At 55.7% G+C, this 12761-nt stretch carries 5 protein-coding genes; 1 reads left to right on the forward strand and 4 read right to left on the reverse strand.

The genetic code is table 11. The features are described 5' to 3' along the window. Nucleotides 1-16: 16 nt before the first annotated feature. The 4 genes from DMX11_RS11010 to DMX11_RS11025 are packed head-to-tail and all read right to left on the reverse strand — an operon-like array spanning nucleotide 17 to nucleotide 11207. Nucleotides 17-4054 carry an RHS repeat domain-containing protein gene (locus tag DMX11_RS11010; RefSeq protein WP_146230351.1) on the reverse strand — a complete coding sequence of 1346 codons (4038 nt, stop codon included), beginning with the start codon at nucleotides 4052-4054 and terminating at the stop codon, nucleotides 17-19. Between the two features lie 42 nt (nucleotides 4055-4096). Next, nucleotides 4097-6940, reverse strand: coding sequence for a hypothetical protein (locus DMX11_RS11015; protein WP_110744560.1), 2844 nt, complete (start codon nucleotides 6938-6940; stop codon nucleotides 4097-4099). Beyond that, nucleotides 6937-9303 (reverse strand): hypothetical protein, encoded by a 2367-nt coding sequence (locus tag DMX11_RS11020; protein ID WP_110744561.1) that lies wholly within the window; start codon nucleotides 9301-9303, stop codon nucleotides 6937-6939. Before DMX11_RS11020 ends, DMX11_RS11015 begins: the two co-directional genes overlap by 4 nt. Before the next feature lie 59 nt (nucleotides 9304-9362). Beyond that, entirely contained in the window at nucleotides 9363-11207 is a 1845-nt protein-coding gene (locus DMX11_RS11025; protein WP_110744562.1) for a hypothetical protein, read from the reverse strand. Nucleotides 11208-11539: 332 nt separating this feature from the next. Here DMX11_RS11025 and DMX11_RS11030 point away from each other — a divergent pair, with 332 nt between their 5' ends. Further along, on the forward strand, nucleotides 11540-12748 hold the full coding sequence (locus DMX11_RS11030) for a hypothetical protein (RefSeq protein ID WP_146230352.1): 1209 nt from the start codon (nucleotides 11540-11542) through the stop codon (nucleotides 12746-12748). The last annotated feature ends 13 nt before the right edge of the window (nucleotides 12749-12761 follow it).

Below are 12761 nucleotides of genomic sequence, written 5' to 3' on the forward strand. Positions count from 1 at the left end.
GCAGGCGAGGAACCGCTTAATCAGAGGATGTTGCCTGCTCTTTCTCCGTGGGCGCCACCACCGCACTCGCGCCTTGGCTGGCCAGGCGATCAAGGGGATCGTAAGCGTACAATGCGTACTCACCATCCGGCAGATCGACACGTTCCAACTGCCCCAAGGCATTGTAAGTCAGCGTGCGGCCCTGCTCGTCAGTGGTCAGGTTGCCGTCAGCGTCGTAGTGCAGTTCAACGGTGGTACCGGCACGGGTTATGCCAGTCAACTGTACGGGGTCCAAGGGGTTGGAGAATAAGTATTCCACGGAATCTTTTTCTTCTCCCCCTGTACCATCGGGCGACCAAGTGTCGAGGTGCTTGATGTTGTCCAACTCATCGAAGGTAAAGTGTTGGGCCGAAATGACCTTGCCGTAGTGATCAACTGGCGAAAGTTCACCTCGGCATTCGTAGTCCTCCAAGCGTGCACGCGCGTCATACCAGTAGTTTTCCAGGCGTAGGGTGGCGCCGTCCCCGGTCTTCAAATGGCGTTCAGTCAACGCATCGGCAGCGTCATACAGTTGTTCGAGCACCTGCACTTCATCTTGCAGCTCGAAACGGCGCTCGATTTCGCGGTCGAAGTCATCGTAGAGCAAGAACGTGCCCAAGCGCTGTGCACCGTCGGTGGTGACGTAACTTTTCGTGCGCCCCAGTTCGTCGTACTCGAACTGGGCCTGAGTAGTGCCAAGCTCGGTACTGATCAAGCGCCCCTTTGTGTCATATTTGTAAAGCTGCGTAGCCCCCAGCACGTCCACATAGGCCAGCTCCCGGCCGAGCAGACTATAGTGGTACTGCATGATATAGGTCTTGGCCTCCGGCTCGTCTTCGCGCACCGTACGTTTTTCCACTTTCATCTTGCCCGTACTGAAGTAATCACGCTCCAGCACGGTCTGGCCATTTTCAATGCATTCTTCCAGGCGTGCATTGAAGGGGTTATATCGGAAGTTGAGCTCGCTGTTGCTCACGCGACGCTGCGTGGGTTCCTCACCCAACTGCGGCTGGTAATCGTAATCGATCCGTGCATTGCGCGGGGTGATCACCCAGCTTGCCTGGCGGTGGCCCGGCAGGTAATGCATCACTCGCTTTCGCCCGCCGGTGGTAGACTCGATCATGCGGTCCAGGCCGTCAAAGCGCTGCTCACCCAACAGCTTGCCATCGACCGCAATACTGGTCGGCAAGTCTTCACCACTGTGCTGAGCATATTCGCGGTGTACCGTGCTGCCATCGGCCAGTACTTTATCGACTACGCGGTCAAACACGTCGTACACCGAACGCTCCGTCGCACCACGGGCATCGATCTCCCGCACGCTGCGCCCCAGGCCATCGTAGAAGTACCGATGGCGGCTGATTCGCTTGCCTTTGGTATCCACCCGTTGCACTTCGATCGGGTGGTCGAACGTGTTGAGCCATTGCATCGTCTTGCCCCCCTTGATCTTGCCATCGGGGGTTTGCTTCCAGCTGGTGCGCAATGCCTGCGGGCCGTCCGCGAGCGCCTGGCCTGGGTGCGGCCCATTGGCATGCCGGGGCTCTTTGCGTGGGCTGTCGACGGCAACTGCTTGCACACTGGGCGATGAGCCGATCAGGTCGGTTCGCTCCACGATCATCACGCCGTCGGCACCGATCTCGGCGTACTGTTGATTCCAACCGTCATACTTGATGGTTTTGGGCAATTCCAGGGTGATGCGGGTCACCGGCCCGTCCGGGTTGTCGGGATCAATTTCGTCCATCCAGTCAAACTGCACTTCCTTCACCAGGTTCCCGAACACATCGTAGTCGGCGGTGTAGTTGGTACGAAATTCGACCTTGCGCTTTTCATCCTGGGCGTCAGCGTCATGCCGCTCGGTCTTGACCACCCGGCTCATCCCATCGAGCTCGGCCCGCGTGGCCACACCCTTGACGTCGACTTCGGTTTGTCGCGCCAGCTGCCCCTCGGCCGCCACCAGGGTGTAGCTGTAGCTGCGCCACGCTGTGTAATCAGGTTCTCTGGGCGATACGGTTTCTTTGGTGACTCGACTCAACTCATCGTATTCGTATGCGATTTCCACCTCGTTGTCGTCGAGATTGAGCAGCGGCTGGTTGATCAGCACGCACTGGCGCAGCGTAATCTGCTTGGTCGAGTTGCGCGGCTCCGCTTCGCCCTCGACCGGCTCACCGTCATCGAAGCCGATCACTGTCTGCAGCGTTTCCAGCACGGTACTGTTGTCGAGGGTATCGTATTCGAATTCAGTCAAAGTCATGGCCTCTGGCTTGCCATGCATGACGACGGCCTGGGCCTGCAGTCGGCCGTGAAGCAGCGAATCAGAGGGGTTCGCTATGTACTCGAAAGTGGTGTCACGCACGGTCGTTTGCATCGGCTGCCACGCATTGGCAGGCAGCTCGATCAGCTTCTCCTGCTTGGGCTGCAACCAATATTCCCCCACCTTTCGCCGCAGTGTTCGCTGGCGTGACGGTAAAACCGAACCGTGACGGCCATAGCGGTAGTTCGTGCGCAAAATGGGCGCCGGTGGTTGAGCCTCGAACCCGGGCGATGGATAGACCGTGCGGTTTTTCAAGTGGCGTACGAAGCCGTGCGGGTCTGGCGGGCAATCCTCCTCGTTGTCTCCAGGCTGGTAGTACTCGCTGACCGTTCGCACACCATTGGCCTGAACCTCCAGCGTCTGGTTGCCGGCATCGTCATAGCCGTATTCGCGCACCTCGCTTCGCTGGCGCGTCGAATCGTGGCGCATTCGCCATTGCTCAGTAACCTGCTTAGGTAGCTGGAAGTAAGGCGGTTGCAGCGCAAACTCTACGTTCGCGTTACCGTGGTAGGCTGTGGTGGTCTGCGTCACGTACCATTGCTGTTCGGGTTCGTCGGCCTTGTCGTAATCGAGCACGTCACTCAGTTGTTCGGTTACCTGTCGCGTCATCAGATGATGGCGGTCGTACGTGCGGACGATCTGGCGCACGACTTCATCTTGTACAACCAACTGCTCGGTGCTGGAATACACGTACGACGCGCCAGCTTGATAGAGGTTGTCCTTCCCCTTCGCCCAAGAGACCGAGCTGTTCCCCCCTATGAAGTTCTCGGCGCTGTAGGTATACTGCGTTTCGATCAACTTCTGCCCGCCCTGAGGGGCAAGCACGTGGCTCTTCACCCGCGGCAGCCGATCGACAGGCGCACCCGCTGGCAACTGATGGCCGGCATTATCATAGGTAATGGTCTCGACGCTGCCGGTCGGCGTGGCCACGTACTTCAGACAGTTCATGTCTTGCGTGCTCGCGTCCTTGCGGTAGTCAAACCGCCAACTGCCTTGGTCCTGGGTTGGCAGTACCACTTTCCTGACGTCCCTACCGGTCAATTGCACCGAGTAGGTCGCCCGCGACGGGCCGGTATTCGCTCGAGTGGCCACATGGAAGTTGTAGCGGTCGCGGTTAACGTATTCCACCTCCAGCAAGGATTTACCGGCCATGTCCTTTATGGACTTCAGGCACTGGTGAGTAATGCCCGGTGGAGCGGTGTAGTCCAACTCGATCCAATGCCCACTCTGCGCATAGACGCGATAGGGCAGCGCCACCTGCTTGCCATTACTTGAGCGGACACGCAGGTGTTCCACCTGACCAGACTTGTGCACCACCCGATAATTATCGTCGTCGTCACGGTATAACTTGAAACTTACGAGTTTCTGTTCATCGATGACCGCCGGCTGGCTAGTGATGCTGGAAACGACGAACTGCTCGCCCGTATACAAATACAAGGTGCGGGTCTGGGGCATGTATTGGCTGAGGCTCATGTTCCAGCCATTGCCATAACCACTGTCTTCAGTGTTCAAAGGGTTGAAGGCCAGCTGCACAGGCAGTTCAGGCCCCTGTAAATGGTTGGCTGGCACAGTGGGTAACTTTAGAGTAACGGTATATTGCCCCGTACGCGGATCGACACTGCTACTGATGAAACTCATGAAATTGAAGGCGTTGGAATGCACAACCGATGTGACTGTCATCGTATTGATCTCTGGAAATTTACGTTCGGCGGTGGCTTGCCTAGGCAAGCCACCGCTCCGTGGCTTCAGCTATGCGGCTCCAGCTAGCGGCTACTGCAGATCAAGCATGAACTGGTTGCGATCCACCCCGCGATACATCACTCTCAGATAATGGCGGTTGCCTTCCTGATCGAGCAGACTGAACTTGAACGGACGTAACAGGGTAGGCCGCACTTCTTCCTCGAAATCGTACAAGGCGTCAGCGTTATCCTTCAGTTGGTGCCGATAAGGGAAGTTTATTATCCGCGTCAGGCTGATCATCAAGGTATTATCAGGGGGAGCATGATTCAGGTGCAATGCCTTTAGTGGCACACCCCGATGTGCTGACATGACAACCAGCTGGGGATCATAAATCATCTCTTCCTTCGAGTTTCCAAACACGTAGCCGCTGTAACTGCACAGCTCGTCCTCGTATTCCTCGGTCTCCCAGCGCATCACCGACAGGTTATCATCATTCTCGACCCTCATCTCCACGAAGGGGATGATCTTCAGCTCCCTCATGATATGTTTCAAATACCAGTAGTCTATCGTTAGGGTCTTATAGCTGAACGTATCATTCCCAACGTCCTCGCCTAATTGCTCGACCCGAATAGGTTCCTTGGACCAGTCAAAATCTGTAATGGCAACACCCGGCCGCATGATGCCGGTTACCTTCACCTCGCCATCTTGTGGGCTTATTTCTTGCGAGGGTTGCCACAGCCCCCCTAGCCCCGCTTTCTTGAACATGGCGTATATCGTCACCTCCTGCGTAGCAGTGGTCTGTAGCCAGAAGTGCCTGATCAACTCGCCTTGTTGTTCCGCAGGTGCCCCCCCCTCAACAACGCCCGGCTGCGTTATCAACTTGCCGTTTTTTGTACGGCGCATCACCCAGGTTTCTGGCTTGCCTGCCCCTGGCTCGATACCAACATCCACGACATCTAACAGACCGCCTCCTTCAACATAAAAACCGAACGTTGCCATATCGTCTTCGCCGATCGGATCAACAATCGAGTCCCCCTGAGTGGTGATAATGCTAACTTCCACCTGAATTTGCTGCATGCCGTTGGCGAAGCACCTAGGCGCCGATAATGTCTTGAGCGTGAAGCTCGATAGCGTCGCCCAGCCTGATGCGATTGACGACCGTGTGCCAGTACCCATGCCATCTTCGCCATGTTCGACAATGGCGTACCCGAAAGCCAAGCCCATCAAGTCCACCATCACCACGCTTGCTGAAGACTCCGGCTTGAGCGGTGGGGTGTACAGCCCGTCAGGTGTGATCTCACCCTCGCCGACTACTGTCCATTCAATGTCAGCTTCCTGCAGGGTGGCTGGTGGTGTCTTACCCGCGGCCACCAATGCCTCGCGCCAGTTCAAGAAAGAGAACTGAATCGGTGCTTGCGCGTTCTCGCGGGGCACATGAAAGGGCTCAACGTACACGGCAGCGGGCGTGTGGACGATGACCACAGACGCCTCGGCGGACGACTGGATACCTTCGTTGTCGTACGTCACGCGTATTCGCTGACGCTGAATACCCGATGTGTGTTGTGCCGTGTATGTGAATGTCGCCTTGTTCCCGTTTTTATCCAACTTACCCAGTTCTTCGCCTTCGAGCGACCAGTCTACGGCCGCACCACCGCTCACGACGAACTCGATTGGCCCGTCACCGTTTGACCAGTTGACGGTCTGTGGGGCAATGGTCAGGGGCTTGTCGGTTTCCACCACGAGTGCGGATGCAACCAAGGATTCGTCATCGTCCAAGGCATGACCCGTCACCAGGATCATCTGTGTCGGCCTGGCGAAGTTTTCCCGGGCGGTCGCTTGATAAAGACCGTCATTCATCGTGCCCGTCGCCCGCGGTCGGAATAAATTGCGCGCCTGCCATTCAACCCCCCCGCTGCCGCCTGACAAAGCGAACGACTGTTTGTGAGCAGCCCCCAGCGTGGAGATGGCAGGCTGCACTTCACGACTGAGCGCGCCACGTGCCAGCGACCCGAAACTTACCGAGGCATCAGCCAGCAGGTGGGTTTCACTCAAGGCCACTCGACGGTCATTGCCCAGCGCTAACCAGCGCACTACATCGGCTGGCTCGCCCAGCTTGAGTTCCTGCATAATGGGTGGCGTAAGCAGCATGACGTCGGTGCTGGCTTCATTGGGCAACGGATAAGGGTAGGGTTGCGACGGCATATTACCCCCCTTGAAATCCACCCCTTTTTGCATGAACACTACCAGTGCACCATCACCCTCAAAGCCTGGGGTTGCCGCCCATGGCGCGGGAAGGGTTATCAAGGCCCCCTTGCGCAGGTCCAACGGCTCATAGTTGCGCAAGTTGAACGAGCCCATTCTCAAGACCCTGCGCTCTTCGTTCTGTTGAACCAACCACTGGCCCAGGCGTTTGCCAATTTGGGTGCGTTCGTAGTTGTCAAAACCAAGGTTGCAGCCATAACGACTGGCCTGGGCGATGTCGATCACGATCTCTTGCTTCATGCTGATCGGGTCTAACCGCAGTTCGAATTTGCACTGCGCCTCCAGGTAGAAGCCCTGTGTTTCGCGAATAGTGAAGCTGCGATGCAAACGAGGCGGTTGGCCGGCCAGCTGAAACCGGTAGCGGAAATCGCCAGCCAACAGGTTCATGCGTACGGTGACGAGCCGGTCTGTCGACACAGCGCCCTCGAACGATACGTGTGCTGCGCCCAGGACCAATCCCTCGATCTCGATTATCTGCTCATTGCCTTCATTGATCGAGAAGGCATCATCAAAAGGCTCGAGATAAGTCAGTTTGCCCAACGACTGCAAGTAGTGGTCCTGCAGCGAAGTATTCAACGCCTTGCGGCTGAGCGCCATCACGGCGCCCCAACCGAAGAACCGATCTTCCTCACTTAATCGCTGTAATAGCGCCGATGTAGAGAACGGATTCATAGCTCACACTCCTGCAAGCTCAGTAATGTAGCGAGGGGGAGTGGAATAATGACGAAGTTCCACAATGTGATGAAGCCGCCGTCATAAAATGCAGCCACGGCAATATAATGCTCCCCTCCGGCAGCCGGTGGGGTGTACTTTCCAGACGGGCTCAAGTCGCCCTTACCACTCAGCTTGTACCAATTGACAGGCGACAGTTCCATATCAGTGCCGTCGTTTTTTGTCGCCCAAAAGGAAAATTGTATTCCATCCTCCTCTTCGGTGTATTTGAAGAAGCAATTGGGTGTGGCCAGTTTTGGAAGAAACATTTCGCATAGGGTTGGTGGACCGTCGCCCTGTTTGACTTCTATCCTGTCGATGCGAATCGATTGGTCCAGCTCATTCGCGCCATCATCCGGGAACTCTGTTGGGGGATAATAGACTCGTGCATCCTGAACGTCGGCATTTTCATCCAACTCCAACCTACCTCCGGCATTGCCGGAGATAGTCCAATCAAGTGCCTGCTTGTTGGCGCTACCGGCCCAGACCACATACCCTGCATTTGGGTCGCCTTCCAGGGTCAGGTTGACCGTGTTGACCATAGGGAATACCGAAACCGAAGAGGCAACCACATGGACCATGGCCTTGGCGGACCAGTCGCCTTTGCTGGCCGTTACAATCACTCGCCGGTAAGCGAAGTTGAAACTGGCCGCCGTTGGGGCTCGATAGATACCGTTCTCGATTGCCCCCACGTATTCTTCACCTGTCGGGTCACCCTCCAGCGCGGCCACGGACCATTGCACGCCCTCCAAGGGAGGGATCACCTCGAAGGTAAAGGTGCCATTGGCCACCACGACGGGTTCATTGTTAGACAGTCGGTTGGTTGTCAGCTTCGGGCCCAAGTCGCCCAATGCCGTCAAGTCACCGGGTTGACGAATGACGCGAGGCACCACCACCGATTCGTCTGCGAACAGAAGGCCATTGAGACGAAACGCGTCAATGGAAAGTGAAACGTTATCGAGTTCCGTAGCTAGTTGTTCCAGCTCCATGACAGGCATATTATAATTTGCGAGAAAATCGTCCAAAACCGGTTTCAGATTATCGTGCCCCGTTCCGCCTTGGGCCTCAGTTGAGAATTTTTTTTCAATGTCAGTTTGAATCCGGATCACAGAGCGTCCGGCCTGATCTTTAGCTAGCACTGGAGTGAACCTGCACTTTAAGTCCCAGTCAATCAGAACGGTAGCTTCATACTCATGCTCTACCCACCCGCCCGCGGTAAAAATTGTTTCGGCCGCAAGTCCCCGCGTCTCGACACGGCCGGTCCACTTTATCTCCATCGCCCCACTGACCAACGAGAAAGACCATGGGTTGCTACTGGCAAAGGGAATTTCAACACCCTCTACACCCGCGCCCGGCTTCGCCCCAGGCATAACTATGGGTAATGCATCACCACTATTAACCCCCCCTCCCGTAGCCTGGTACCGCATGAAATTTCCTGCGACGACACCTTGATATTCGAGCGTCTCGAACATTTTTAAACCTTCGATCGTCTTGAGCAGCATACGGCTGACGACCTGCTCAAAGCTAATAACCAAATTACTCGAATAACCCTCCGGCAAAAAATAGGGCAAGCTGTCTTTCCCAGAGGGGATATCACCAGATCTTTCATCCAAACCAATGAGCACCAGCACCTCACCATCGCCAAAATTATCGGCGCCACGTACAGCCGCACCGCGCGCCGGCCGCGTCAAAACTCGAAAATCCCCAGGTTGTAAAGCGTCCTCGGGGTTCGGGCGCAACTCACCCAACGTGAATTTTTTCTGGGGATCTTGCAGTGTTTCAAGCCATTTATGAAGGTGTTCGCCCAGTTTTCCCGATTCGAGTCGGGTATCGACGCCGGTGAAAAGAAAACTCGTGGCCCCATTGCCTGCCAGGTCAAGCTCCACCGAACCCTTACTGGTCACATGTCCCGGCGCATTCACTAAAAAAATAGTCATCGTCATGATCGGCCCGACAAGGCCATCAATAAAGCCTAAACGTTTAATCTCGGCGCGCTGCGTCCCTTGCGTAGTTAAGGTCTCGTACACAAAGCCCCCGACAGTTCGCATCACGCAGCGGGCTCGTCCATCGCTAAGAACGGCCCCATCAAACCACAGGCGCGGCGAGTCGAATTGTACATCGCGCAAATGATGCACAGTCCCTCCCGTCCCCAAAAAACTATCGTAAGGCGGAATAATCGACGCAGTATTGAAGCGAGAGATATAGTCCTGCAGCAATAGATAGTTGGTCTTGTCACGATCGAATGCGGCGATCACATCCCATCTAAGCGTTTGAGATTGCTTTGCCATTTCTTTTAAAAAATCGTCCAGCGATTGCTTGCTCATTTAACCATTCTCCGTTGACAAAAGATCTTTCTATGCCTGTTGGATACACAGAAGCGGGGTCAATCTATGATCATTACCCTGCCATTCGGCACTACGTGGAATGATTCGCCGTCATCGAAACTGATCGTTGCCCACAAGTGCAGCTCAGTGCTGCTCCTTAAGTTTTTCACGTCAGCCAAAGGAACCGTCGCTACCACCATCTGTTGGTTGACGTCATCAACTTCAACTTTCACGGCGTCACGTATGGTTTTTTCGTAACTAACACCCGTCGCCAGCATGCCGGTGACCTTTAGGGTCACTGTGTTACCCACCGCCATGAATGGCCAGACAGGCAGCACAATGTAAGGGTCTGTCACCAATGTCTTTTTTGAGAGCTCGCCGTTTGCTTCCGCATCATCACAGAACGCCGGATGGTATCCACCTGGCGGCACTGGCTGGATTCTTAACCGCAACGCATCCGAAGTGAGTTCGCCCTCATTGGTGACGAGGGTGTAGGTCACCGGAAAGCGCTTGAGCGAACTCGCCTTGTTCTGCTCCATGTTGGCCGCGATGTAGTCGGGGGGTATCGTGAAGAACAACGGGGCTAACGGGTCATCAGGCTCTTCGACCGTCACGTTGCCGGCGTAGGCATTGCCTTGCCAGTTCACTTTGATGCGGTCCCCTTCCCTTACCCCACTGCTAGGGACCTCTACCTTGGCCCCCTTGTCGAACTGGATGGCGGACCCTACAGCCCCGTCGTTCTCCGCTGTGGTAGGGGTTACGTTCGGTGGCAAAAGGTGCCCGCGCACGCGCTCGACCTTGAACGACAACGGCTGCGAATTTATCGCCCAGCCCTGGCGCGCAATCTGGAAAAACACGTCAACGTCATCGCCAACACTGACGTCCAGTGACGCGGGGCTCACGCCGAACTGCATGACGCCATTCGGCTGGCTGCTGGCATCCAGACGCTGCACCATGACGTGGCGGTTATCCACCGTGTCGCCTAGCCAGTGGCACAGCACTACGTCACCGGCTTTGGCCCGCGCGGGGCACTTAGCCTTTATCACAAGCCCGGTCTTGAAGGCCTCCGGGTCCAGCACATCGCCCGAGAAACCTACGATCTCCATGGGCGGCAGGTAGGGTTCGGTGGCAGCGACCTCTAGTACTTCGAACGTTTGAGTCGGCGAGCGCAGCGCGATTTTGCTGCCCTTCAATATGATGGTGTAGTGAAGGTCGATGCTACGGCCTTTAAAATCACGCAACTGGCTCCTGGAGATCGGGCCGCTCAGCACAGCCGCTGCACCACCTTCCTTAGGTGAAACGTTGAACTCCTTCTCAACTGGCGTGCCGCTATCGTCCTCGCCATTGAGCACCACCTTGACCACATCACCTATTTGCAAAGCCTGGTAGTAGGGGATGATCACGGTGACACCCGACCCCAGCGCACTGTAGTCAATGACACGATCATGGGATTCGAGCACTTGCACCACCGGCAGTTGCTCATCCCATTCGGGTCTTTCGACTAAACCCACCAAACAGTGCAGCCGCAGCGACTCAGGTTGCGGGTTACCCTCCCAATCACGCACCTGATAGGAATAAAACGCCGCCCCACCCCTGGCCCACAGAAGTGTGTCTTTTTCGATATTCACCCGTTGGCCCAGAACCGGATCAGGATTAAAGACCGGCGTGGCCGACTTGGTGTCGTCGAACGGCTGGCCCTGCCCATCAGTGCCTCGCCATATCACGGTGATGGTATCGCCATCATGGATTCCGGGATAATTGACATAAGTATCAAGATCCCCCTCCAACGCATCCACATCGATTTCACGCCTGTCCGTCAATGTCGGAATAAACGGCAACGGTGGATTGATCATTTGGGTGCCGGTGGCGGCACGCCCGCCATCTCTCTGATTTTTCAGGTTCATGCAGTTGAACTCCACAGGTTTGAAGTCTTTTTACCCCGTGATTCAACACCTGCCTACTAGCAGAAATAACAGGTAGCGGCTGATACCCCGGGGGGCAGCGAGCAGCAGGTACCTGGTATTTCTATCAGGTGCGCGAATGAGCGCGTGCTTTTACTCTCCAGATTCGTAGCACTCGACACGTGGCCGAGCGACCACGGCGCCACCCGCAGTTCAGGCTTATTACTTCGATAGCAAGCCCCCCGTCAGGAGACATATGTATGTTATTCAACCCACCCGCAAAACCCCTGCTCATACGAAGCCTCATGGTGCTAGCCCTTGCCACGGTCAGCACCGTGAACAGCAACTTGGTACACGCCACCACGCCCAACAGCACCGTCCCGGGGACCATCACGTTGTATGGAAAAACAGGGGACGTTTCAGACCCTGAAAACGACAGTAACGCCCACTGTGTTATTGAGGTTCTGCCTGGTGGCACTGGCCGAACAGTTGATTACATGCTCACCAACCCAGCATCGGCATGCTTTCAATTGCGGGTTGAAAGTATCTCAATGGAGAACATGCCGCCTGCCACGCAAGTGCTGCTGACGGACGATTACTTTTGCGACACTATGCTGGGTAACGATTACGAGCCGAAACTTGATCCTAGCACGAACAAGAACTTCTGGATCAAGCTAAAAACGGGAGCCGCCGGTTCGATACTTGCGGAACAAAGTATCAGCGCACTGAACAAGAAAGGATTCCTTAGCAACCAGGCAGAGGGAAAAGTCACCAAAGGCATACAATTGGTGGACATGGCCCAGTCGGGCTCCGCCCAGGAAATGACCCACACGCTATCCTGCGTGCGCGTCACAACTTCCAGCAACAAGGATACGAAATTTGGAGAGTACTTAAGTACTGGAAACCAAACATGGACGGACAAATGGAGGGAAGGTGACGAGGACCATGCCCCGAAGAAGGAGTGCAACGTAGGGGTCATGGCCGGGCGCTTTCACTATGGTGATGAACAAGGCGACACCAGGCACCTGTGTACTGAGTTCGACAGAAAGGTAGTCATTGAGAAAACGCCGTGGTCACCTATGTTTCGCGAATGCGGTATTCCCCTGACCGGCCGTTACAACAGCGACAAGGGCAGATACCAGGACTGTAATGAGGCTGACGGGGTTGGTTGGGATAACACGGAGTACCGCTACTTCAGCTGCCCTGTCGATGAAGTCATGGTTGGCCGCGGCCACGCCTATCAAAAATACGGCGATACCGACGATACCGGTGCAGACCACGGCGATGAGAACGGGCGTACTGACTACCGATGTGCAAAGCTTTATGAGGGCGTTGAATCCGAAAGTAATCGGATAAGTGTGCTGCCAGGTCCATGGTCCCCCGGCCATACCGAGGATGGCTCGAAGGGAAATGGTCATTGGGATACTCATAACGGGGAGTTTACATGCGCTCCAAACGAGGTGCTGGTAGGCCGTGCCCATCGCGGTGACGAAAAAAACATAACCCGGTATCAATGCGCCAAGCTGCGCTTGCCCGCTCGTTAATCCCTTAACCAGG

The organism is Pseudomonas sp. LB-090624 (assembly GCF_003205205.1).
Classification (GTDB): Bacteria; Pseudomonadota; Gammaproteobacteria; order Pseudomonadales; family Pseudomonadaceae; genus Aquipseudomonas.

Excerpts from the sequence above, each read along its gene's own strand:
- DMX11_RS11015 (WP_110744560.1), bottom strand. The coding sequence starts at position 6,940 with ATGAATCCGTTCTCTACATCGGCGCTATTACAGCGATTAAGTGAGGAA.
- DMX11_RS11025 (WP_110744562.1), bottom strand. The coding sequence starts at position 11,207 with ATGAACCTGAAAAATCAGAGAGATGGCGGGCGTGCCGCCACCGGCACC.
- DMX11_RS11020 (WP_110744561.1), bottom strand. The coding sequence starts at position 9,303 with ATGAGCAAGCAATCGCTGGACGATTTTTTAAAAGAAATGGCAAAGCAA.